The sequence below is a fragment of the Acinetobacter sp. YH12100 genome (assembly GCF_013419135.1).
Lineage (GTDB): Bacteria > Pseudomonadota > Gammaproteobacteria > Pseudomonadales > Moraxellaceae > Acinetobacter > Acinetobacter pseudolwoffii.
In genome coordinates this window covers 127,298-149,644 of record NZ_VPAQ01000003.1, presented here as the reverse complement: position 1 = coordinate 149,644, position 22,347 = coordinate 127,298, and the positions used below count along the sequence as shown (strand labels likewise).

Sequence of the window (22,347 nt, the reverse complement as noted above, 5' to 3'; positions counted from 1 at the left end):
TTTGTTTTTTGGTCTTTTTAGCTCTGTTTTCATGTGACAAGAGTTGAAGAGTTCTCTTGATAATTGAATGCAAAAAAGTGAGATGAACATGAGCTTGTACGAGCAAATTAGCGAAGAAATTACTCTGATGGATGCAGGCGAACAGAAATGGATCGGACAGGATCTACCTCTTGAGGCCATGATGGCGGTTGAGTTAATGCTGCAAGAACTCGCGGAAGAAAAAGTCATCAAAGTCCGTCGTAAAAACCATGAAAAGACGACTGGCCTAAAACAGGTTGATCGTATTCTGGTTGAAAAACTGTAAAGCTAAAATACTAAAAAGTCCCTGATTGGGGCTTTTTTTATGCCAGATGATTTTTGTCTGGAAGTTGCTTATCAAAACCAGATGGGATAAAGATAAGTTTATAACCCGCTATAGAACTCAGCACCCTATCGAAACGGTTTATTTTGATGAAATAGGCAAAAGAAGTTGGTAAACATGAAAATAAATTCCCAGATTCAGATCAAATCTTTAGAGCAAATATCACAGTACCAATGGCTGCCTTTATGGCAAGAATATCAGGCTTTTTATCATGCGAAGATCTGTGATGAGGTCAGTGAAAATACCTGGGCGAAATTACACAGTACTGAGCTAGATTCGATGTATGGCTTTGCCGCATTGCTTGATGAAAAAGTGGTGGGCATTGTACATGTGGTCGAGCATGACAGCAGTTGGACGCTACGACCTTATGCTTATTTGCAGGATTTATTTGTGCCTTCGCAGTATCGAGGTCAAGGTATCGCTTGCAAGTTGATTGAACACGTTTATCAGGTGGCAGAACAGCGTAATTGTGACCGCGTTTACTGGCTTACGCATGAATCAAATCGTCAGGCACAAATGCTCTATGATAAAGTGGCCAAAAAGACCGGATTTATCCAGTACCGTATGGATTAATAATAGAAATTTAAAAAATAACTTACAAATTTATCGTTTCATCGCTGCAACAAAACGTTTTATCTTTAGAGCTGTAAATATTTCTTAATTCTATACACTGAATAACATCCAAAACGAGAGATAAAAACATGAATTTCAAAACATTAGCATTAGGCTTAGCGGTTTCATCTGTAGCAACATTTTCTATTGCAAAACCAGTAACCTATACAATTGACCCGACCCATACTGCAGCCGTATTTAGCTGGGATCATTTCGGTTTTTCTACGCCATCTGGTAATTTCTCTGATATTCAGGGCAAAATCGTGGTGGACAATGAACAACCGGCAAAGTCAGCTGTGCATGTGACAATTCCAGTATCCAGTATTAATACCAACGTGACAGCTTTAGATGATCACTTAAAGAAAGCCGATTTCTTTGATGCAGCAAAATATCCAAACATCAGCTTTAAAAGTACCAAAGTAGAAACGCAGAACAAAAAGAACTTCAAAATTACTGGTGACTTAACTATTAAAGGCGTGACCAAACCTGTGGTATTGGATGCTGTTTTAAACAAACAGGCTGAACATCCAATGATGAAAGTTCCAGCAATTGGTTTCAATGCAACCACTTCATTTGACCGCTCTGCATTTGGTTTAGGAGCAAACGTACCGAGTGTGGGTGATAAAATTACTGTTCAGATTACCACTGAAGCCACTGTACCTGCGCCTACAAAGAAATAAGATTCTCTGTATGGGTAGTATGAAAAAGCACCTGATTCAGGTGCTTTTTTATCAAATAAAATGACTTAGATCTAATCACGATTCAGAATCAGCAGACAGCCAAAACTGATAAAGATCCCGCCTGTAACTCCATCAATCCATTTGGCAAATTTTTGATAATAAGTCGTCATTTTCGGCATTGAAAAAATAATGGCTACAACCGTAAACCAGAGCAAACTTTCGATAAAGACCAGAGCTAAAAGAGAAGACTGTTCTGATAGTTTTGCATTAGGGCTAATCGCCAATGCAAATACGCTGCTAAAGTAAATCAGGGCTTTGGGGTTGGCCATGTTGGTGAAAAAACCTTGCAGCAATAATTTAAGATACGACGGCTGAACGATAGAAAGAGCTTCTGCTTTCGAATTTGTTAACGGTAGAGGTGTCTTAAAGCTCGACTTCAACATCAAACTGCCCAGATAGAGTAGATATAATCCACCCAATAGCATTAAGACCTGCTGTAACCAGACCATTTTCTGAAATAAAAAATGCAGGCCGCCAAGTGCGCAAATTGACCAGACCAGAATGCTCAATGAAATGCCGAGGGCTGCACATAAAGCATGCTTTCTGGACTGCCGGATGGCACTTTGGGTGACAAAGAAAAAGTCCGGCCCTGGACTAATCAGGGCAAAAAAATGAATCACGGCAATGCCGAATAATGCGCTCATAATGTTTCTACAGTCGAGAGGAAGAGTTTAGCCTGGAATGTATCTGAGACTAGGATACGATATTTAATTGTGCCAGATATTGCTCTAGTACAGTTTGCGAGGTAGTTTCCAGTACAGGCGCAAACTGAAGATTGGCAGCGCGTAGTGCAGGAATATCAATTTTAGCCTGACTCAATTCACAGCTATGGCCAATCAGCCATTTTTCCAGACTATCACTGGCGACTTCAGGATGGAATTGTAGTGCCAGAATATTACTGCCTATACGAAAGGCCTGATTTGCATAAAGCTCAGTACTTGCCAGTAATTCAGCCTGTTCAGGTAGGTCAAAGGTATCACCGTGCCAATGTAGCACTTCAATATTTTCCAGATTTCGCAGTGGATTATTCTCGATAGCTGCAAGACTGAGCTTAGACCAGCCCATTTCTTTGCTCTGTCCTGCATAGACTTTGGCACCAAGCGCATGCGCAATCAATTGAGCACCCAGACAGATTCCTAAAGTGGGTAAATTCTTATCCAAACGTACTTTAAGCAGGTCTATTTCTGCTTGTAAGAAAGGAAAGTTTTCTGTTTCATAAACCCCAATTGGGCCACCGAGAATTACGGTTAAACCAGGATGTTCATAAGCCTTACGCAGGTCATCAATCCCGGCTTCAAAATAGCGGACACGTAGCCCCAGCTGATAAAATACATCTTCCCAAGCACCGAGGTCTTCAAAAGCGAGATGTTGGATTGCATATACAGTATCGGGGAAATGGTCCAGGTTCAGCATGGTCATTTAATCTAAAACGGGAAATATTTATTTAACGTCATTCCGTAAAAAAATAGAAGTCTTTTTAATCCCGTAATTTATGAAGCAAGATATTCTCAATCTGAATAGTGAATCCTGGTGCAGAGCTCTGAACCGGCTTTGTATCATTATGCAGCTCAATTTTCACTTTCCTCCAGAAAGACAGTAGAGTAGAGGCGAATATAGAATAAAAAAATTGAGGAAGAAAAATGCACAATATCTGTCTCTATATCGATAAAAAACGTATCAGTCCCTATGTCATGTCAGTTTACGTCGCTTTAAAAGAAAAAGGCCTGAATTTTCAGGAAAAAACGGTTGACCTAGATCAGCTGGAACAACAAAGCATGGCATATCGCAGAATTTGCCCCAGTAGAAAAGTCCCTTGTCTGGTGATGGATGATTTTCATTTATTTGAATCTTGGGCGATTACCGAATATCTGGAAGATGCTTTTCCAGCGCCTGATTATCCAGCTTTATACCCCAGAGAGAGTCAGTCCAGAGCAAAATGCCGTGCAGTTCAGGCTTTAGTTAAAACTGATTTTATGGCAATCCGCCAGGCCATGCCTTCAGACTCAATCTTTGTTGCGCCTAAAGGACTTTTTATTGCATCAGCCGAAGTCTTGCAAGATATTCAGCGTTTATTGGCAGTCACAGAGAGCTTGCTCAGTGAACGCTGGCTCACTGAGCAGTGGTCAATTGCAGATTTTGATCTGGCCTTTATGCTGCATCGCCTGCTTAGCCAGCAGATTGAACTGCCTGATAAAATTCAGGTATATATCCAGCGAAATTTCCAGCGTGCTTCAGTTCAGGCGTGGCTAACAGAAAATGAAAAGCTCAAGCTTTAAGCTGCCAAAACTTATCAACTAGAGGATACAAAAAAGACTTAAATAGATAAAAATCAAGCGTAATATAAATCAGAACTGTGTGGAAAATTACGAGAAATAATGTCCTTGTTGCATCATTATTAAGGAGTGCGGGGTGGGGAATTCACATCATCATGAGCATAGTCATGTCACTGTGACTGCGAAAAATATCAAAAAATTATCGATTGCTCTGGCACTCACGACCAGTTTTTTAATTGTGGAACTTATTGCCGGCTTTTTGACGCAGAGTCTGGCCTTGCTTTCTGATGCCGCACATATGTTTACTGATGCTGCGGCACTGGCGATTGCACTGGTGGCCATCAAGATTGGGCAAAAACCGGCAGATAACAAACGCACGTTTGGCTATCAACGCTTTGAAATTCTGGCTGCCTTATTTAATGCCTTGATGCTCTTTGTGGTGGCGATTTATATTTTATTTGAAGCCTATCAACGTTTAAGCAATCCTCCAGAAATCCAGAGTCTGGGGATGATGGTTGTGGCGAGCTTAGGACTCATCATTAACCTGATTTCGATGAAAATTCTGGTGTCGAGTAGTCAGGAAAGTCTAAATATCAAAGGGGCTTATCTGGAGGTGCTGAGTGATGCATTGGGGTCAGTCGGCGTGATGATCGGGGCGCTGCTGATTTATTTTACTGGCTGGATGTGGGTAGATACACTGATTGCCGTATTGATCGGATTTTGGGTTTTGCCACGCACCTGGATTTTGCTCAAACAAAGTATCAATATTCTGCTGGAAGGAGTGCCAGATGAAATTGATATTGAAAAACTGCGTCATGATCTTTTAGCACTCGAAGGCGTACAAGATATTCATCAGCTTAAAGTCTGGGCGATTACTTCCAAAAAAGTCATGTTGACGGTACATTTGGTTGCACCGAATGTAGATTATCAGAAACTGCGTCATCAGGCTTTTGAAATGTTGAGCCATCAGCATCATATTACTGAAATGACTTTACAGATTGAGGCAGAAAATTGTCCACCGGAACAACGAGGGCATTCGACCCATCAGCACTGAAATATAATCATCTGAGCATCGCAGGGCTTAATTGTTTTTTAGAAGTGAACGGATGACATCCAAATAACTTGGTGGAGCATCGACATACTGACGCTCTCTTAACATTTGATGCATTTTCGCCAGCTTTTGATGCGGAACAGCGGCCATTAAATGATGTTCAATATGATAGTTCACATGAATCGGTGCCACAAAAGCCCGTGCCAGATAACCTGCGCGGGTTGTACGGGTATTGCTGAGGGCAGAATAACTGGTTTCCAGACCCGCATGTTCAGCCATTGCACGGATGCGGATAAACAAAGGGAATGGTGTGATATAAGCCAGAGGCCATAGCAAATACAGCTTAGGATGGCCATTGGCCCAAAGCACAGAAAAAATCGTGACATTCGCGAGTAGCATACCGGAACTGTTTTTCAGCAGATTTTTGGCCAAATCTACCTTGCTACGATCGCCACGTGGAATAGGTTTGGGATCGTTGGACACACTCCATTCCAGAAGCTCCAAATCCATCAATACCCGACCTGCCAGAAATTTAAGTCCAGATTGCCCGTTTAAGTCGCGAAAGAATTTTCGGAATAATGAGCTTTGAGTAATGGGGAAGTTTTTCACCAGGCCTAAATCTGGGTCGTCTGGTTGAGAGGTTTTAGCATGATGTTTCAGATGATAAGGACGATACTTGCTGACCTCATTCCAGATCGGGCGTGCACAGAGCCAGTCGGTCAAATGAGTGTTCAACCATTTGGTTTTGAACAGGCTATGATGTGAGGCATCATGCATCAAAATAGCCATCGCAAGCTGGCGTCCCGCAAGAATGGCCAATGCCAGCGCGCACATCAGGACTTTCCCCCACGTAGGTAAATATTCCCAGCTATAGGCGACCGTGCCAAAGGTCATGACAATTACGGTCCATGTCGAACCTACTGCCCAGACACCGTGCAAGTCTGAGGTCGTGGTGAGTTCTTTAATTTCATCACGACTAAAAAGTTCTGTGACACTGACCTTGCTGTTCATTCTTCTGCCTATATTTAGTTCTTATTGCTATATTCAATATATTTGGATGAAATATTACAGTCAATTTATTTTTGTGTATAAAAAAGAAATAACTTAGAGCCCTTGGTCTTTAAAATAGTGTTGCCATAAAAGTTGTCCCTGTTTTTCTATTTTGCGGACTGCGAGCTCAAATTGTTGTCGAGCCTCGGTATCTATCCATTCTGCAGGAAGTAGGGGATCGGCACGTAAACTAAATAAGGCAGATTTACCGAGATAGAAGGCAGTTTTTGCTGCATCAGGTAAAGGCAAGCTTTGAGAGTAATCAAACCATTGATGAATGTCTTGATTCACCTCCAGATAAGTTTGATGTAAGGTTTGAACATCCCAAAGTGCACTGACATCTATTTCCTGATCTATCTCACTGACTTGAAAAAAACGTGCATCTGGATCTAATCCAAACTGGATTGCAGCCGTTTTTAATTCGGTTAAGCTCAGCATTAAGTTGTCTGGACGAATAAAAACATTCTGCTCCATTTCCTGAAAGCCATAATAACCTAGTGCTTTTTCCCGTTTGGATAATGCAGTGCGATCTACACGTCCCAAAGCACCGGTATAAACCAGTACATATTTTCCATTCCACGCGGTCGCCATTTGCATATTGGGATGCTTGTTTAAACTGATAAAAGAAGTATCAAATTTTTTTTCTAGCAATTGATACACCCCGCGCTCTACAGCTTGAATGATATTTTCCTGATTCAATCGGGCTACAGCAACCCGGAGACTATTGTGAGAAATGCTTAATAGATCTGCTGCACATAGCATCTGTTTAATGCTGGCGGTGGAATTTTGAGACGCATATAACAAGTCTAAAACCAGATGACGGGCATTCAATTTATAAGTCATGAAACGATATCGTAATTAAAGGAATTGAAAGTTTTGAAGTTTATTTACAATAGCACTTTGTTGTGAATAACCCAAAAAATGTCAGGGTGAAAGAGGATGAATAAGTGATTTGAGATATGCTTTTTATCAATGAAATTTTTTAAACACAATAAAAAAACCCTTATCTTTCGATAAGGGTTCTTCGTATTCTGGAGCGGGAAAGGAGACTCGAACTCCCGACCCCAACCTTGGCAAGGTTATGCTCTACCAACTGAGCTATTCCCGCAATGAGATGAATTATAGAGAATTCCACAGCAGTGTCAACTCTCTATAAATCTGTTTGATTAATTAATCAGCACGGCGCCAAACCGTACCTTGACGGGTATCTTCAAGAACAACACCTTGATCAAGTAAAGATTGGCGAATTTCATCCGCACGCGAAAATTCTTTGGCTTTTTTGGCATCTTGACGCTGTTGAATTAAACCTTCAATTTGTTCAGGTGATAATCCTAGGGCTTCCTGACCAATATCAGATTTGAGAAACTCATCTGCATCTTGTTGTACCAGACCGAGAATATTGGTCAGATGGCGTAAAGTTGCGTAGTAGATTGCTGCCTGTTCCGCATTTTCCTCTTTCACGGCACGATTCAGTTCTTTGTTAATTTCAAATAGCACTGCAATCGCTTCAGGTGTATTGAAATCATCACGCATGGCAGCATTAAAACGTTCAACCAAAGCATCATCCAGCGTTTCCACCAGATGATCGCCATAAACCGCCTGATAGGTTTTAAATGAATGGTAGAAACGAGACAAAGTATTTTTCGCTTCTTTTAAGGCAACATCCGAATAGTTCACCGGGCTGCGATAGTGTGAAGACACAATAAAGTAACGCACCACTTCCGGATGGAACTTTTCGATCACGTCGCGAATGGTGAAGAAATTGCCTAAAGACTTCGACATTTTCTCGCCATCGACATTAATGAATCCGGCATGCATCCAGTAATTCACATATTGTTCACCGGTTGCTGCTTCAGATTGTGCAATCTCATTTTCATGATGCGGGAAGGTCAAATCGGCACCGCCGCCATGAATGTCGAAATGATTGCCCAGGCAGCAGGTCGACATCGCTGAACATTCAATATGCCAACCCGGGCGGCCATTACCCCAAGGTGAAGGCCATGCAGGTTCATTTTCTTTGGCGTGTTTCCAGAGGACAAAGTCAAATGGATGTTTCTTTTGAACTTCGACATCAACACGTTCAGAAGCTCCAGCTTGCATATCTTCTAACTTGCGACCAGAAAGACGGCCATATTTGGCAAATTTCTCGACTTCAAAATAGACATCGCCATTATTAGATGGATATGCCGTGCCTTTGTCGACCAGATTGCCAATCATATCTTGCATTTGGTCAATATAGTCTGTGGCTTTAGGCGCAGCATCAGGCGGGAGACAGCCTAGTTTGGCAAAGTCTTCATTCATCGCATCAATAAAGCGGCCGGTCAACTCCGAGATATTTTCGCCATTTTCATTGGCACGTTTAATAATTTTGTCATCAATATCGGTAATATTGCGCACGTATTTGACTTTCCAGCCTTGGCTGCGCAGGAAACGGATAATATAGTCAAATGCAACCACTGTACGTGCGTGTCCAATATGACAGTAGTCATAGACGGTCATACCACAGACATACAAATCAATTTGACCTTCAACACGAGGTACGAATTCTACTTTTTTGCGTTGCTCTGAGTTATATAGAACAAATGGTTGCATAGCTGTTCAAAAGACTTCAAATAAAAGGATGAATCATCTTAACCTAAGCATAATTATTCATAAAGACAAAAGCGTAAAAAGCCTCAGATATTTAGCATAGTTAGGCAGAGATACTGATTGATAAAAAGGTGATTCTTGGACGGAAGTCAGAATATTGAGCTCAGCTTTACAGAACTAGTGTTTGCCAGGGAGATTAGGTGATATTGGGATGAGTATGATCTTATTCGAATCCAGCTTATTGAGGAGAGAGTAGGCGTGTGTCGATAGAAAATAAAAAACAAGCATATTTTACAGCGTCAAAAATGGAGTAAATGTAGAGATGGAGATACCAGACTGCGTAAGTCACATACAATCAAGATATATTAAAAATCTGTCGAATCTTCTACATTTAGAAAGCTTGCAATTGCATAGCTATGCTAAAATTGCGAAAATTGTGCCCATCAAATGAGAGTTTTTCTCTGTCCTTAACGTAGGTAAACAGGCTTTGAATTCACAAAAAACAGCGAATCAACTCGATTTTCAGAAAGTCGCACTTGAAACACTGCGCATCGAAGAAAATGCATTACAGATTTTAGCCACACAGATTGATGGCCGTTTTAGCCGGGCCTGTGAAGTTATTCTACAGTGTACTGGCCGTCTGGTAATTACCGGAATGGGCAAATCAGGTCATATTGGCCGTAAAATGGCGGCGACCTTTGCTTCGACCGGAACACCCTCATTCTTTATGCATCCGGGTGAAGCCGGTCATGGCGACTTGGGCATGCTGGTCGCGGGTGATGTGCTGATTGCGATTTCAAACTCAGGCAAGAGTGATGAGATCATGATGCTGATGCCACTCATCAAACATCTTGAAATTCCTTTAATTACCATTAGCGGCGATGAGCGTGGCCCAATGCCACAAAATGCCGATGTGGCTTTGACCCTGGGTAATATTCAGGAGGCTTGTCCACTGGGTTTAGCGCCGACATCGTCAACGACGGCAACATTGGCTTTGGGTGATGCTTTAGCAGTGGCTTTACTGGATGCTCGCGGCTTTACTTCGGATGATTTTGCACGTTCACATCCTGCAGGTGCGCTGGGTAAGCGTCTGTTATTACATGTAAAACATCTGATGCGTACGGGTGATGATTTACCTAAAGTTTCACCAGATACCGCCATGAACAAAGTATTGTATGAAATTTCCAACAAACGTCTGGGATTGACCACGGTCGTAGATGCAAATGATGTCTTGCTGGGAATTTTTACCGATGGTGACTTGCGTCGTTTAATTGATAAACAGCAAGGTTTTGATGTCAATCTGGCAATTCAGGACGTGATGACCAAGAATCCGCTTACGATTTCTCAGGAAGCGCGTGCAGTCGTGGCGCTGGAACGTATGAATGAACGTAAAATCAACCAGTTTGTAGTGGTTGATAAGGCCAATAAAGTGATTGGTGTGATTAGTATGCATGACCTGATTCAGGCTGGGGTAAATTAATAAATGGCATCTTATGTATTATTAGAGCAGGCACGTCATATTGCAGCATTAGTGCTTGATGTAGATGGTATTTTAAGTGACGGCTTTGTAACGCTGACCAATACTGGTGATGAAATCAAATCATTCGATATCCGCGATGGTCTGGGCATGAAACTGGTTCAGCAGGCTGGAATCAAGGTCATTATTATCACTGGCCGTAAAAGTAATATTGTCGAAAAACGAATGTCGGATCTGGGTGTGGATCTGGTCTATCAGGGCCGTGAAGATAAAGGCACAGCACTACGTGAAGCATGTGCACAGCTCAATATCGGCCCTGAAGACTGCTTATATATGGGTGATGACTGGCCTGACTTATCTGCTTTTGCCATTGCTGGCATGAAAGTGACCGTACCGAATGGTCATGTCGAAGTTCGTCGCCGTGCAGATCTGGTGACTCAGGCGCTGGGTGGCCGTGGTGCAGTACGTGAAATCTGCGATATGCTGCTGATGTCCAAAGGCGTATACCAAGAGTTACTTGAAAAATATACTCGTGCGCCTTATTAATAAGTCATATCTTTTGGATTAAGTACACCGCTTATGGATACTAAAGTTTTATATATTACGGCTGTGATGATTGCCGCAATAAGTGGTGGTTATTATTATTACAGTGGCAAGGGCAATAAGCTGCAGACGGACTCCGCGCGCAGCATGACCTATTCCGCTCAAGAGATTAACTTAACCCAGACAGATGAATCAGGCATGTTATCGGTTCGCGCCCAGGTGGATCGACTTGAGCAGAACCTACAGCAACAGACCTCCAAGCTGGAAAACCTGCAAGCTTCGACCTATGACAATGCTCAAGTCGATGCGACTTTCTCTGCCAAAATGGCGCATGGCTATGATGACAATACAAAAGTTGTACTCTCTCAAGAAGTGCTTGCCACCAAAATCATGCAAAATGGACAGTTAGAGTTCCGTACTGAGGAGCTGACGGCTTTTCCAAAAACACGTGAAATTGAAACTGATAAAACGGTGATCGTGGAGTCTCCACAGGCTGAATTTATCAGCCAGGGTCTTAAAGCCAATCTTAATGATGGTCAATACGAATTCTTTAATATTCGAGGAAAGTATGAACCAAATTCCTAAAGTCAAAATGATGCACACTTTCCTGAAGCGTACTGCGCTGGCGACTGTGATTGGACTTGCTTCAATCGCGGCCTTTGCCTTGCCATCTGACCGTAACCAGCCGATCACTTTACTGGCGGATCGCGCGACTTTTAATGAGCGTACTGGGGTGACGACCTACTCTGGCAATGTCATCATTGAACAGGGCACCATGAAGCTGCAAGCCAATTCAATTGTGGCCAATCTGAACAATAAGCGCCAGATTAGCCTGATTACGGCTACCGGTAGCCCGACACAGTTCCAGCAAAAAGTAGATGCCTCCAAAGGTCTAACCAAAGGTCAGGCTCAGAAAATTATCTACAATGCTGAAACCGGAATTATTACCCTGTCTGGTAATGCCTTATTGCAGCAGGATGGGGCCAGTATTCGTGGTGCGACTTTAAAATATAGTATGAATAAAGGTGATGTTGAAGCGATTGGTACACCGAATAAAACCGGTTCAGCTGAAGGTCGCGTAAAAATTGTGATTCCACCATCAGCTTCACAATCCTTTCCAGGAGCACGTGATTAATGGAACAATCGCAGCAAGTTCAAACCTTGACCATCAAACATCTGGCGAAAAATTATAATAAGCGCTGGGTGGTGAAAGATGTGTCTTTTAGTATGGAAAGTGGCCAGATTGTCGGATTGCTCGGACCTAATGGTGCAGGTAAAACCACCAGCTTCTATATGGTCGTCGGTCTGGTACGTATGGATAAAGGTGAAATCTATCTGGATGATCTGGATCTTTCTGATCTGGCCATGCATGAACGGGCACGCAAGGGAATTGGCTATTTGCCGCAAGAAGCATCGATTTTCCGCAAGCTGACAATTTCACAAAATATTATGGCGATTCTGGAAACCCGCAAGGATTTGACCAAGGCTCAGCGTCAGCAACGTCTGGCGGAACTTTTGGCCGACTTTAAAATCACTCATATCAAAGATTCTTTAGGAATGAGTGTTTCCGGTGGTGAGCGACGCCGTGCCGAGATTGCTCGTGCATTGGCGGCAGATCCAAAATTTATGTTACTCGATGAACCTTTTGCTGGTGTCGACCCGATCTCGGTTGGTGATATTAAAGATATCATCACCACTTTGAAAGATCGTGGGATTGGGGTATTGATTACCGATCATAATGTGCGTGAAACGCTGGCGATTTGTGAACATGCTTATATTGTGAGTGAGGGGGCATTGCTTGCTGAAGGTACGCCAGCTGAAATTCTGGCCAATGAAACAGTAAGAAAAGTTTATTTAGGTGATGATTTTACCGTATAAACAGCTTTTATGCCTGTAAGATACCCACATCACGGCACCAATTGTCGGATGAGGGTTTTTTTTCATCAAATCAACGTTAAAAAAGTATCTTTTACAACGATTTGATATATTGTTAGGCTAAAACACGAAACATTAATTATTATGCGATTTAGGGTACAGCACATAAAAAATGTTCAGGGGGAAAACCGATAAAAAAGGGGGATCTTCATGAGTCTTCTTTTGCCTTTATCTATTTCCTTGGCACATGCAGAAACTTCGCAAAACCATTTTGCAAATATTAAAAACGGTTTAAGTAAACTGATTGCACCAGAGCCAACACGGTCAGCGCATTCAGTTGATATTACGTCACTCAGTCGCTACTCATTAGACACTTCTCAGGTAGCTGAACTGCCACAGATTACCCGGCCACAACAGGGACAGTCTGCTACCGGCCCTATCGTGGCTCCTATTCCACAAAAGATGAATGTGGTGGAAGCGATCCATACCGCAGTTCAGCGACGTCCTGAAATTAGCCAGAGTATTTCTACCCTGTCTGCACAGGCGGCCAATATTGATGTGGCAAAAGCAGCCTATTATCGCAGTTATCGGGCGGATTGGGGACCGGTGATCTGACCTCGGGTGAGCGTGGACGTCAAGTGATTTCCTTAAATGCGACACAGATGCTGTATGACTTTGGCAAGATCAAAACCAATGTCAGTATCGAGGAAGCCAGATTGGCAGAAGAGCAGGCAAGGGTGCTGGTCAGTCTGGATCAGGTGGCTTTTGAAGTGGCAGATGCGATTGTTAATATCAAGCGTTATCAGGAAATTACCAAAATTGCCCAGCAACAGATTCAGGGCATTGGACGGATTGCAGAAATTGCCAATTTGCGTGCCCGTGCCGGTATCAGCAGTCAGGCCGATCCAATTCAGGCTCAGTCCAATCTGGAAGCGGCACAATCGAACCTGCTGGTGCAGCAGACCCAGCTCAGACAATATCAGCAACGTTTACGCACTTTGCTGGGGTTTGATGTGTCTGCGGTGGAATGGGAGATTCCAGAACGTATTGTGGCGCAGGCCGATCTGTATCAGGATCCGGAATTTACCCAGATTCCCAATATGATTCTGGCACAATCAGGTGTAGAGGTTGCACGCTTTCAAAAAGATCAGGCACGTTTAAGTCGTTATCCAAGCATTCATCTGAAAGGCAGTTTAAGTCAGGCTGTTAATGGGCGGAATCCGAATAATAATGAAGATGACGGCTTTTATAATTCAATCATGATTGAAGCCAGCAGTAATTTTTATCAGGGTGGCGCAGCACGCTCTCAGGCACGTTCTGCCAGTTATGCCGAAGAAGCTGCACGTGCGCAGGTCAATACGGTTTATCTGGATGTACTGGATCAGGTTCGCTTGATTCGTGAGCAGATTGAAAATAAGCAAAAACAAATGGGAGTTTTATCCCAACGTCGTGCAACCACGGTACGAACCAAAGAGCTGTATCAAGAACAATATAAATTGGGTACCCGAACCGTGGTGGATTTGCTCAACGCAGAACAGGCGATTCATAGTGCAGCACAGGAAATTGAATCTGCGCGCTATGACATCTATTCGGCGATTGTGCAATATATTCAGGTTACCGGCCGTACACGGGATATTTACGCGCTTAACCGTATTTCTATTCAGGGGTTTGAAGTTCAGCCATGAGTACTACAATAAATTATCAACCGTGGCTTAAAGCGGTTTTGAATATTGCCAGACATTACCGGATCGAACCTTCTGAGGAGCGGATTCGTCTGCAACTGGACTGGAACCAGCATCATGACATCGACGAGATGCTCAAAATTGTCAGCCGGCAGATTGGTTTAAATGTCCGTAAAAATAAATTTGACAGCAGCTTGCTGAATCCGTGGCGTTTGCCTTTGCTGGTGGAGTTTGAGAGTGGGGATGTGGGTGTGATTGAACGCATCGACACCCAAGCTAACGTTAGTATACAGCTCAGTGGCGATGAAGGCTTGTCTCAAAGTTTCACGGTTGAACAGTTAGAGACGGGCGTAAAGCATCTGTATGTTCTGCGTCCCGAATCTTCTGTACCGGATGCGCGGGTGGATGAATATATCAAGCCGTTCGAGAAAAACTGGTTCTGGTCAATTGTCTTGAATGACTGGAAACGTTATATCGATGTCATGTTCGCCTCTTTAATCGCGAATATTCTGGCACTGGCCACGATTGTTTTCTCGATGAACGTGTATGACCGCGTGATTCCATCACAATCGATTCCTACCTTATGGGTTTTGGCTGGCGGTGTGCTGATTGCGGCAATTTTCGAGTTTGTTTTACGCGTCTCCCGAATCTATCTATCAGACATTATTGGTAAACGTGCTGATCTGAAAATTTCGGATCGGGTATTTGGCCATTCTTTGCGCATCAAAAATAGTGAACGTTCCAAATCGACTGGTACCTTTATCTCGCAGATTCGGGAACTGGAAGGGGTACGCGAACTGGTCACTTCAACCACAGTGACTGCGATTGCCGACCTGCCATTTTTCTTCCTGTTCTTAGGGATTTTCTGGGTGATTGGCGGCAACCTGTTCTGGGTGATGCTGCTGGTGGTGCCACTGATGATCCTGCCTGGCATTCTGGCGCAGAAAAAACTGGCAGAACTGGCTCAGCTGGGCATGCGTGAATCTGCCATCCGCAATGCTTTGCTGGTAGAAGCCGTGCAAGGGATTGAAGACATCAAGCTGCTCAGAGCTGAAACACGCTTCCAGAATCAGTGGAACCATATGAATGAAGTTTCAGCCGATGTCAGCATGCAGCAACGTAAGATTGTGGGTTTGATGACGGCCTGGACGCAAAAAATCCAAGGCTTGACCTTTGCCATTGTGGTATTGGTCGGTGTTTTTGCGGTGATGGACGGCGAGATGACCACAGGTGCATTGGTGGCCTGTTCGATTCTGTCTTCACGAATGCTGGCACCCATTTCACAAATTACTGGCGTGTTGGGTCGTCTGCAACAGGCCAAAGTGGCCAAAGCCGGTCTGGATGAGTTGATGAAAAAATCGGTCGATCAGCCGGATTATTCTCATCTGATTCATCGCCCAGCTCTGGATGGTCATTATGAACTCAGTGGTGTGGTATTCAAGTACGGCGAAGATGATCCAAAACCAAGCCTGATGATTCCAAAACTGGAAATCAAACCCGGTGAAAAAATTGCGATTCTGGGGCGTAATGGTGCCGGTAAATCGACCTTGTTGCAGCTCTTGTCCGGGATGCAGACGCCATTACAGGGCAAGGTCAAGCTGGATGGTATTGACCTGACCCTGATCGATCCTTCAGATGTACGTCGTGATATGGGCTTGCTGAACCAGAATTCGCAGCTATTTTATGGTTCGATTCGTGAAAATCTCAGCTTGGGTGCGCCCTTGGCCACCGATCAGCAAATTCTGGAAGCGCTGCAAATCACGGGTGCATTCGCTTTTGTGCAGGAGAAAAAAGAAGGTCTGGATCATATCATTCTGGAAGGTGGTGTTGGTTTTTCTGGCGGTCAGCGTCAGGCGCTGTTGTTAACACGGTTATTGATCCGTCAACCGAAAATTCTACTGCTAGATGAACCTACTGCTGCGATTGATGATGTGTCAGAAAAGCAGTTGATTGATCATCTTAAAAGTTATTTGAGCCATCGTACCATGGTGGTTGCGACGCATCGCCGTGCGGTACTGGAGCTGGTGGATCGTATTATTGTGGTGAATGATGGGAAAATTGTCATGGATGGTCCACGAGATCAGATCCTGAATCAGTCACAGGGTGGCAATAAGCGGGTTGTTGGAGCAAGTGCATGAGTGAACTCAAAGAACTAAAACGTTCAAGCAAAGTCAGCTTTCAGGAACCACCTTTACCTAAATCGAGTGTCATTATCTGGATTGTCGGCATTGGTTTATTGGTATTGCTGATCTGGGCCTGGTTATTTAGCCTGGAAGAAGTCTCTACCGGTACGGGTAAAGTGATTCCATCTTCTAAAGAGCAGGTGGTTCAGTCTTTAGAAGGCGGTATTTTGACCACGCTCAATGTTAGAGAAGGTGAAATTGTAGAGCGCGGCCAAGTATTGGCTCAGCTCGACCCGACCCGTTTTGAATCCAATGTCGGTGAATCTGAATCCTTACTGATTTCATCACGTGCGACCTCAGCTCGCTTACGCGCGGAAGTGAGCGGTACGCCATTGGTATTTCCCGAAGAAGTCTTGAAATATCCAAAACTGGTGAAAGAAGAAACGGCACTGTATCAGTCACGTCGTGCCAATCTGGAGGAATCCGTGGCCGGTCTAGAACAGGCCTTGGTACTGGTACAGCAAGAGCTGGAAATGACAGCACCACTGGTGGCCAAAGGGGCAGCCAGTGAGGTTGAAGTGCTGCGCTTAAAACGTGAAGCCAACGACCTGCGTAATCAAATGAATGATATTCGTAATCAATATTATGTGAGTGCGCGGGAAGAGCTGTCCAAAGCCAATACCGATGTGGAAACTCAGCAGCAGGTGGTACGCGGCAAGTCAGATACCTTGAGCCGGACTATTTTTAAATCACCGGTACGCGGTATCGTAAAAGAAATTGATGTGATGACCTTGGGCGGCGTGATTCCACAAAATGGCAAGTTGATGACCATCGTGCCACTCGACGAAAAACTACTGGTTGAAGCGCGGATTTCACCACGTGATATTGCCTTTATTCGTCCAGATCAGGAGGCACTGGTTAAAATTACAGCCTATGATTATTCAATCTATGGTGGGTTGAATGGTAAAGTTGCGATGATTTCACCAGACACCATCCGTGATGAAGTCAAGCAGGATCAGTTCTATTACCGGGTCTATATTCGCACGGAGAGTGACAAACTGAATAATAATGCGGGTCAGGAGTTTAATATCACCCCAGGTATGGTGGCCACGGTAGACATTCGCACCGGTTCAAAAACTGTCATGGATTATCTGATCAAGCCATTCAACAAGGCCAAAGAAGCCTTGCGGGAACGCTAATCTTTTCAGGCCATTGAGTCAAACAATCGAGTCAAATCGGGCCTCTCCATGGAGAGGCTTTTTATTTGTTGAAGTAAAGCAGGTATACTGCCAGGGTTCGATTTTAAAGCCTGAAGTTATGCCATATACGCTTGCCAGCCTGGTCAGTTTTGAGGAAGACATCAAAAAAAGCCGATTTCAGGCATTTGCGACCCCTGTAGAAAATGAACAGCAGGTCAAAGATTTTCTGGACGTTTATCGTGATCCAAGTACCACGCATCAATGCTGGGCCTGGAAAATTGGCCATCAGGTGCGCTTTAATGATGATGGTGAACCTTCAGGCACTGCGGGGCGCCCGATTCTCGCCACCATTGAAGGTAATGAATTGACTAATGTACTGGTGCTGGTCAATCGCTGGTATGGCGGGATTAAACTCGGCACCGGAGGTTTGGTTCGTGCCTATGGCGGCTGCGCTGGACAATGCTTGCTGCTGGCAGACAAAATTGAACTGATTGAAAAGAAAAAAGTGCAATTTTTCTGTCAGTTTAATGAATGGGCCATTTTTCAGTATGAACTGAATCAGCAGCAAATCGATTATCAGGAAGACTATAGTGCCGAAGGCGTTCAGGTTCAGGCGCAGTTGCAGAAGCATCAGATTGAAGCTTTTGCTTTAAAAATTCAGGATGTGACTCGTGGCCGTGAACAGCTCAAAATCATAGAAGAAGCAACAGATGACTGAAGCAGATCCATTACTGAAATATCGTGAGCAGCATAAACATCGCCTGAACTATATGCCTTGGCTATACTGGTCCTTAAAGGCGAAAAACCGTGGCTGGGCAGAAGCTTGGCAAAAAGAATATCAGGCTTATCTGATGGAAATGGAAACCGTCGAGATTGGTGAAAACTGTTTCATTTCGCCACTGGCACATATTTTTGCGGAACCGGGACGCAAGATCGTCATTGGCGATAATACCTTTATCGCCGCAGATTGCACCCTGCATGGCCCCCTGGATATTGGCAATGAAGTGGCGATCAATCATCACTGTATTCTGGATGGTGGCCGGGTGGGGATTAAACTGCATGATCAGGTGCGTATCGCAGCGTATTGTCATCTGTATGCATTTGATCATGGTATGCAGCTAGAACAGCCAATTTATCAGCAGGCGGTACGCTCACAAGGCATCGAAATTGGCCGGGATGTCTGGCTCGGCGCACATGTCGGTATTAAAGATGGCGTTAAAATCGCAGATCAGGCCATTGTCGGAATGGACAGTATGGTCACCAAAGATGTCGAAGCACGGGCCATCGTTGCTGGGAATCCTGCAAGCTTTATTCGATACCGCAAATAAAGCTTTACACTCGGTAGATCTCTTTCATCAACCAGAAAATGATGGTTCTATTGATATTTAAATCCACGAGATATTAAAAGCCCTTTCTCTCTTTGGGATGAGAAGCAGTGCTTCGCAAGGGCATGAGCGGATTTTATAAAGACCTCTTCCTTATGCAACAGTATTGCTGACTTCCTAACAGCAAGAGGGAATTTCGCTGGTATAAATTAGAAAATGATTTTAAACGCATTTTAATGATCTGAATTTAAGTGTTTGGCCTAATGGCTGAATTATTCTTCTAATTATCGGTCAATCATATAAAAGTTAACATATTTCAAGTCAAGCCTTACAGATTTCGCTGCACATTTTTGAATGCTTATGCTAAGTTAAAAATAACTAAGAAATTTTTATCATAACTAGAGAGGCTAAACATGAAACGTGTCATCGCCTGCATCGACTCATCACCATGTATAAACGCGCTGGCAGACGCGGCTGCATGGATTGCCAAACAGACTGGACGTGAACTGGTCTTGTTACAGGTTCTGGATTATTACCCAGCCAGTTATCATCTGGGGGAAATCAGTGGGGTGATTGGCTTTGAAAGTAATGCCATGTTACTGAAAGAACTGGCCGAGCTTGAACAAAAACAAAGTGAAATCGCACTGGATTATAGCAATAACCTGCTGCAACACATTTCCGAGCGGATTCTGGCAGAACATGGTCTTCACACCACACATATTCAGGAAAAGGGCGATTTTCTGGAGCAAAGTTTCCAGATTCTGCAGCCTGATGATATCGCCGTCATCGGATTGCTCGGTGAACGCTCAGCGGAAAAAAACAAACCGATCGGCACCAATGTCGAAAACTTTATTCGTGGCGCCAATTGTACCGTGATGACCGTTGGGGAGCAGTTTAAACCGCCAACACGATTTATTTTTGCCTATGAATATTCTCCGACCTGTATCAAAATGATGAGACGGATTGCGGAAAGTGATCTGCTGCGTTTATTACAATGTCACCTGTTATATATTGGCGATCATGCCGAAATTTTAACTGAGCCGCTGCAATATCTGACTCAAGCGGGTCTAGATGTAGTGCCGCAATATCGCTATGGCGATGTCGCCGAGAATATTTTGACCTATCAACAGGAGATGGGTATTCAACTGATTGTTCTGGGCGCATTTAGTCACAGCAAAATCCATCAGTTTTTCCTCGGTAGTATTGCCACCACAATTTTCCGTAATTCCAAGGTGCCTTTACTGGTTGCAAAGTGAGGATTGCCTAAAAAGCAAACAAAATGAAAATTTCAACGTAAATTGTTACAGCTTGATTTAAAAATGATCAGAGTTATCCTCATATATTGTGGATAACTCTGTGGTTAATGTTTTTAAGTTAATGTTATATATAGTAAATATGGTGCTGGGTAATTTTTGTTCTTCTGATTTTATTTGACAATCGCAAGTGCAAAACCATCATGTCCTTTACTGCCTACAGTCTGTAAAGCGGTACAAGATAATATACGTGGATGATTTTGCAGCGCTTTAAACATGGCACGGATGCCTTCAATACTTGGCTTGTGATTGTCCGGATTGATAATCTCGCCTGCACGGATTACATTGTCCAGAAAAATAAGTGTACCTGAATGCGACAGATTTAAACTGAGTTCCAGATATTCCGGATAACTCTGTTTGTCTGCATCAATGAAGATAAAATCAAAAGCCTCGGTCTCTGCGGGTAGAGCTTTGAGTACATCTGCTGCACGACCACATTTCAGTTCAACAGTTTGCTTGAGCTGGGCACGGTTAATATTTTCCTGACCCATTGCCGCGTGGGTATCACGTCCTTCAATTGTCAGGATATAGCCATCATCGGGCAAAGCACGTGCCAACCACATGGTGCTGTATGCGGCAAATGTTCCGAGTTCCAGTACACGTTTACATTGATTCATCTGGATCAGCATCTGCAACAACATGCCTTGATTTGCTGCTACAGCCAGATGGTCTGGCAGACCGTGCGCAGCAGTATTTTCCAGCGTCTGGTTCAGGATGGGATCTTCAGGAATTAAATGTGACTCAATGTAGTTGTCAATGTCTGTCCACATGTGTTGCATAGTTTTAGCACCATCAATTGCGATGGGTGCATTTTAAACTTTTCGCGGCATAGCGCAATTTATTGTGCTATAGCTGCTGTTTTTTTAGGCTACATAAAGTCCTAAATGAACTTTGTATAGCCGTTGTCATGACTTAGTAATTACACATTGAGGAGTTTCGCCCCAGACTTGGCCCCCAGGTACGGTAACCTTGGGTATCGATGTGGATCTGACCAGAAGCATACATGCCGAGTCCCATATTCAGACTTTGACCATGTTGCGCCCAGAACTGGCACAGTTTGAACTTGGTATTTTCAATATAACTATAGTCTTGCGCTTGTGGATATTCTGGGCCAATACGAAAATCGATGGCAGAATTATACAAATGGCGTGAAGAATTGGCGCCACCGGCACACTGGTTTAAAGGCAGGTCACGATAGACGGAAGTGACTTCAAAATCAGTCAGGACATTGGCGGCTACTAAATATTTAAATACACGCAAGGTTGGAACCTGATTGGCCCATAATTCACGGCTTGGAATCATGTACTGTGAACGACCACATTTGGCCCAGTCCCGCGCGGTGCGCATTAATTCAAAACTGGGAATAATATTGCCTACGCCATTGCGTTCCAGAAACACTTCATACTCACGTACACGTGATAAATTATCCAGCGCAGAGACCCAGTGGGTATACAGATAAGGTACAGTTTTGGGTTGGACTTTGCGGTCGTATTGAACACGTTCTTGGGGAATATAAATCCGCTTTCCATCGGGCACGGTCTGTCCCGGTGGTTTTGGGGTCGTGGTACAACCCACAAAAACGAGAGGGATTACACACAGACTCAATAATCCCTTTGCAAAATTCTTCATTTATAGAAATCAGATATTTATAAATAGCGCCATTTTAGACTAAATATACGGAGAAATTTGGAGAATATTGCAATAAAATGTGTGGATTGAGTATAAAAAAGATCAGCATGTGCTGATCTTTTTTAACTGAAATTAATTACTTTTCAAGATATTGTAATTTGTCAGCTTTACCATTCCATTCTTCACGATCTGCTGGCTGGTCACCAATTTGTGTGATATTTGGCCATTTTTGCGACAGGTCAGCATTCAATTCAATAAATACTTCTTGGCCTTCTGGTAATTCATCTTCAGAGAAAATTGCATTCGCCGGACATTCAGGTTCGCATAAGGCACAATCGATGCACTCGTCCGGGTTAATCACCAGGAAGTTAGGACCTTCATAGAAACAGTCTACAGGGCAAACTTCAACACAGTCTTGATATTTACATTTAATACAATTTTCAGTGACAACGAAGGTCATGGCGACAGCTACCTAAAAAATATGGTTCTATTTACGAATACTGTA

23 protein-coding genes, 1 tRNA gene and 1 pseudogene are annotated in these 22,347 nt (G+C 43.6%); 16 read left to right on the top strand and 9 right to left on the bottom strand.

Features of this window, described 5'->3' with window-relative positions; genetic code table 11:
• The first annotated feature begins 88 nt into the window (after nucleotides 1–88).
• From FTU40_RS03840 to FTU40_RS03830, 3 genes are all read left to right on the top strand, one after another.
• The gene (locus tag FTU40_RS03840) at nucleotides 89–304 is read left to right on the top strand and encodes a hypothetical protein (protein WP_005096650.1); all 216 of its coding nucleotides are present in this window, start codon (nucleotides 89–91) and stop codon (nucleotides 302–304) included.
• A 174-nt stretch (nucleotides 305–478) separates the two neighbouring features.
• Nucleotides 479–934, top strand: a complete 456-nt coding sequence (locus FTU40_RS03835) for an N-acetyltransferase (protein WP_005096652.1) — start codon at nucleotides 479–481, stop codon at nucleotides 932–934.
• Nucleotides 935–1,062: 128 nt separating this feature from the next.
• A complete protein-coding gene (locus tag FTU40_RS03830; protein WP_005171307.1) occupies nucleotides 1,063–1,653 on the top strand; it encodes a YceI family protein in 591 nt (196 codons plus the stop codon).
• Between the two features lie 71 nt (nucleotides 1,654–1,724).
• Here FTU40_RS03830 and FTU40_RS03825 read toward each other — a convergent pair whose 3' ends face one another.
• Together FTU40_RS03825 and FTU40_RS03820 are read right to left on the bottom strand one after the other, a co-directional pair.
• A complete protein-coding gene (locus tag FTU40_RS03825; RefSeq protein ID WP_005096656.1) occupies nucleotides 1,725–2,357 on the bottom strand; it encodes a threonine export protein RhtC in 633 nt (210 codons plus the stop codon).
• Nucleotides 2,358–2,406: 49 nt separating this feature from the next.
• A complete protein-coding gene (locus tag FTU40_RS03820; protein ID WP_074383170.1) occupies nucleotides 2,407–3,126 on the bottom strand; it encodes a glutamine amidotransferase in 720 nt (239 codons plus the stop codon).
• Between the two features lie 227 nt (nucleotides 3,127–3,353).
• Here FTU40_RS03820 and yfcF point away from each other — a divergent pair, with 227 nt between their 5' ends.
• Both yfcF and FTU40_RS03810 read left to right on the top strand, forming a co-directional pair.
• A complete protein-coding gene (yfcF, locus tag FTU40_RS03815; RefSeq protein ID WP_005096660.1) occupies nucleotides 3,354–3,989 on the top strand; it encodes a glutathione transferase in 636 nt (211 codons plus the stop codon).
• Nucleotides 3,990–4,122: 133 nt separating this feature from the next.
• Nucleotides 4,123–5,040 (top strand): cation diffusion facilitator family transporter, encoded by a 918-nt coding sequence (locus FTU40_RS03810; RefSeq protein ID WP_005096661.1) that lies wholly within the window; start codon nucleotides 4,123–4,125, stop codon nucleotides 5,038–5,040.
• Nucleotides 5,041–5,067: 27 nt separating this feature from the next.
• On the opposite strand, the gene FTU40_RS03805 is transcribed toward FTU40_RS03810, so the two are convergent.
• The 4 genes from FTU40_RS03805 to cysS all read right to left on the bottom strand — a co-directional run bounded on the left by FTU40_RS03805 (nucleotide 5,068) and on the right by cysS (nucleotide 8,679).
• On the bottom strand, nucleotides 5,068–6,048 hold the full coding sequence (locus FTU40_RS03805; protein ID WP_180039834.1) for a fatty acid desaturase family protein: 981 nt from the start codon (nucleotides 6,046–6,048) through the stop codon (nucleotides 5,068–5,070).
• Nucleotides 6,049–6,141: 93 nt separating this feature from the next.
• Entirely contained in the window at nucleotides 6,142–6,930 is a 789-nt protein-coding gene (locus tag FTU40_RS03800) for a hypothetical protein (protein ID WP_180039832.1), read from the bottom strand.
• Between the two features lie 189 nt (nucleotides 6,931–7,119).
• Nucleotides 7,120–7,195, bottom strand: a tRNA-Gly gene (locus FTU40_RS03795).
• 62 nt (nucleotides 7,196–7,257) lie between these two features.
• On the bottom strand, nucleotides 7,258–8,679 hold the full coding sequence (gene cysS, locus FTU40_RS03790) for a cysteine--tRNA ligase (protein WP_005096664.1): 1,422 nt from the start codon (nucleotides 8,677–8,679) through the stop codon (nucleotides 7,258–7,260).
• Nucleotides 8,680–9,163: 484 nt separating this feature from the next.
• Here cysS and FTU40_RS03785 point away from each other — a divergent pair, with 484 nt between their 5' ends.
• From FTU40_RS03785 to FTU40_RS03735, 11 genes and pseudogenes are all read left to right on the top strand, one after another.
• Complete coding sequence (locus tag FTU40_RS03785; RefSeq protein ID WP_180039830.1) at nucleotides 9,164–10,156, top strand: KpsF/GutQ family sugar-phosphate isomerase; 993 nt, start codon at nucleotides 9,164–9,166, stop codon at nucleotides 10,154–10,156.
• Nucleotides 10,157–10,159: 3 nt separating this feature from the next.
• Nucleotides 10,160–10,699: an HAD family hydrolase gene (locus tag FTU40_RS03780; protein ID WP_100357108.1), complete on the top strand. Its 540-nt coding sequence runs from the start codon at nucleotides 10,160–10,162 to the stop codon at nucleotides 10,697–10,699.
• A 33-nt stretch (nucleotides 10,700–10,732) separates the two neighbouring features.
• On the top strand, nucleotides 10,733–11,281 hold the full coding sequence (lptC, locus tag FTU40_RS03775; RefSeq protein ID WP_180039828.1) for an LPS export ABC transporter periplasmic protein LptC: 549 nt from the start codon (nucleotides 10,733–10,735) through the stop codon (nucleotides 11,279–11,281).
• Entirely contained in the window at nucleotides 11,265–11,831 is a 567-nt protein-coding gene (gene lptA / locus FTU40_RS03770) for a lipopolysaccharide transport periplasmic protein LptA (protein ID WP_180039826.1), read from the top strand. The genes lptC and lptA overlap by 17 nt, the downstream gene beginning before the upstream one ends.
• Nucleotides 11,831–12,574, top strand: a complete 744-nt coding sequence (gene lptB, locus FTU40_RS03765) for an LPS export ABC transporter ATP-binding protein (protein ID WP_005096670.1) — start codon at nucleotides 11,831–11,833, stop codon at nucleotides 12,572–12,574. Before lptA ends, lptB begins: the two co-directional genes overlap by 1 nt.
• 207 nt (nucleotides 12,575–12,781) lie before the next feature.
• Nucleotides 12,782–14,256: pseudogene (locus FTU40_RS03760) on the top strand (TolC family protein).
• A complete protein-coding gene (locus FTU40_RS03755) occupies nucleotides 14,253–16,391 on the top strand; it encodes a type I secretion system permease/ATPase (RefSeq protein ID WP_180039824.1) in 2,139 nt (712 codons plus the stop codon). Before FTU40_RS03760 ends, FTU40_RS03755 begins: the two are co-directional and overlap by 4 nt.
• Nucleotides 16,388–17,575, top strand: a complete 1,188-nt coding sequence (locus FTU40_RS03750; protein WP_005096673.1) for an HlyD family efflux transporter periplasmic adaptor subunit — start codon at nucleotides 16,388–16,390, stop codon at nucleotides 17,573–17,575. Before FTU40_RS03755 ends, FTU40_RS03750 begins: the two co-directional genes overlap by 4 nt.
• 118 nt (nucleotides 17,576–17,693) lie before the next feature.
• The gene (locus FTU40_RS03745; RefSeq protein ID WP_100357109.1) at nucleotides 17,694–18,293 is read left to right on the top strand and encodes a YigZ family protein; all 600 of its coding nucleotides are present in this window, start codon (nucleotides 17,694–17,696) and stop codon (nucleotides 18,291–18,293) included.
• On the top strand, nucleotides 18,286–18,903 hold the full coding sequence (locus FTU40_RS03740) for an acyltransferase (RefSeq protein WP_100357110.1): 618 nt from the start codon (nucleotides 18,286–18,288) through the stop codon (nucleotides 18,901–18,903). Before FTU40_RS03745 ends, FTU40_RS03740 begins: the two co-directional genes overlap by 8 nt.
• A gap of 410 nt (nucleotides 18,904–19,313) precedes the next feature.
• The gene (locus FTU40_RS03735) at nucleotides 19,314–20,156 is read left to right on the top strand and encodes a universal stress protein (protein ID WP_180039822.1); all 843 of its coding nucleotides are present in this window, start codon (nucleotides 19,314–19,316) and stop codon (nucleotides 20,154–20,156) included.
• 170 nt (nucleotides 20,157–20,326) lie between these two features.
• Here the strand turns inward: FTU40_RS03735 and FTU40_RS03730 are convergent, their stop codons facing one another.
• The 3 genes from FTU40_RS03730 to fdxA form a co-directional block, all read right to left on the bottom strand.
• Nucleotides 20,327–20,992 carry an O-methyltransferase gene (locus FTU40_RS03730; protein WP_180039820.1) on the bottom strand — a complete coding sequence of 222 codons (666 nt, stop codon included), beginning with the start codon at nucleotides 20,990–20,992 and terminating at the stop codon, nucleotides 20,327–20,329.
• A 133-nt stretch (nucleotides 20,993–21,125) separates the two neighbouring features.
• A complete protein-coding gene (locus tag FTU40_RS03725) occupies nucleotides 21,126–21,842 on the bottom strand; it encodes a D-Ala-D-Ala carboxypeptidase family metallohydrolase (protein ID WP_005096679.1) in 717 nt (238 codons plus the stop codon).
• A 136-nt stretch (nucleotides 21,843–21,978) separates the two neighbouring features.
• On the bottom strand, nucleotides 21,979–22,302 hold the full coding sequence (gene fdxA, locus FTU40_RS03720) for a ferredoxin FdxA (RefSeq protein WP_004279936.1): 324 nt from the start codon (nucleotides 22,300–22,302) through the stop codon (nucleotides 21,979–21,981).
• Nucleotides 22,303–22,347: the final 45 nt, after the last annotated feature.

Coding starts and splice junctions, on each gene's coding strand:
- FTU40_RS03840 (WP_005096650.1), top strand. CDS start 89: ATGAGCTTGTACGAGCAAATTAGCGAAGAAATTACTCTGATGGATGCA.
- FTU40_RS03835 (WP_005096652.1), top strand. CDS start 479: ATGAAAATAAATTCCCAGATTCAGATCAAATCTTTAGAGCAAATATCA.
- FTU40_RS03830 (WP_005171307.1), top strand. CDS start 1,063: ATGAATTTCAAAACATTAGCATTAGGCTTAGCGGTTTCATCTGTAGCA.
- FTU40_RS03825 (WP_005096656.1), bottom strand. CDS start 2,357: ATGAGCGCATTATTCGGCATTGCCGTGATTCATTTTTTTGCCCTGATT.
- FTU40_RS03820 (WP_074383170.1), bottom strand. CDS start 3,126: ATGCTGAACCTGGACCATTTCCCCGATACTGTATATGCAATCCAACAT.
- yfcF (WP_005096660.1), top strand. CDS start 3,354: ATGCACAATATCTGTCTCTATATCGATAAAAAACGTATCAGTCCCTAT.
- FTU40_RS03805 (WP_180039834.1), bottom strand. CDS start 6,048: ATGAACAGCAAGGTCAGTGTCACAGAACTTTTTAGTCGTGATGAAATT.
- FTU40_RS03800 (WP_180039832.1), bottom strand. CDS start 6,930: ATGACTTATAAATTGAATGCCCGTCATCTGGTTTTAGACTTGTTATAT.
- cysS (WP_005096664.1), bottom strand. CDS start 8,679: ATGCAACCATTTGTTCTATATAACTCAGAGCAACGCAAAAAAGTAGAA.
- FTU40_RS03780 (WP_100357108.1), top strand. CDS start 10,160: ATGGCATCTTATGTATTATTAGAGCAGGCACGTCATATTGCAGCATTA.
- lptC (WP_180039828.1), top strand. CDS start 10,733: ATGGATACTAAAGTTTTATATATTACGGCTGTGATGATTGCCGCAATA.
- lptA (WP_180039826.1), top strand. CDS start 11,265: ATGAACCAAATTCCTAAAGTCAAAATGATGCACACTTTCCTGAAGCGT.
- lptB (WP_005096670.1), top strand. CDS start 11,831: ATGGAACAATCGCAGCAAGTTCAAACCTTGACCATCAAACATCTGGCG.
- FTU40_RS03755 (WP_180039824.1), top strand. CDS start 14,253: ATGAGTACTACAATAAATTATCAACCGTGGCTTAAAGCGGTTTTGAAT.
- FTU40_RS03750 (WP_005096673.1), top strand. CDS start 16,388: ATGAGTGAACTCAAAGAACTAAAACGTTCAAGCAAAGTCAGCTTTCAG.
- FTU40_RS03745 (WP_100357109.1), top strand. CDS start 17,694: ATGCCATATACGCTTGCCAGCCTGGTCAGTTTTGAGGAAGACATCAAA.
- FTU40_RS03740 (WP_100357110.1), top strand. CDS start 18,286: ATGACTGAAGCAGATCCATTACTGAAATATCGTGAGCAGCATAAACAT.
- FTU40_RS03735 (WP_180039822.1), top strand. CDS start 19,314: ATGAAACGTGTCATCGCCTGCATCGACTCATCACCATGTATAAACGCG.
- FTU40_RS03730 (WP_180039820.1), bottom strand. CDS start 20,992: ATGCAACACATGTGGACAGACATTGACAACTACATTGAGTCACATTTA.
- FTU40_RS03725 (WP_005096679.1), bottom strand. CDS start 21,842: ATGAAGAATTTTGCAAAGGGATTATTGAGTCTGTGTGTAATCCCTCTC.
- fdxA (WP_004279936.1), bottom strand. CDS start 22,302: ATGACCTTCGTTGTCACTGAAAATTGTATTAAATGTAAATATCAAGAC.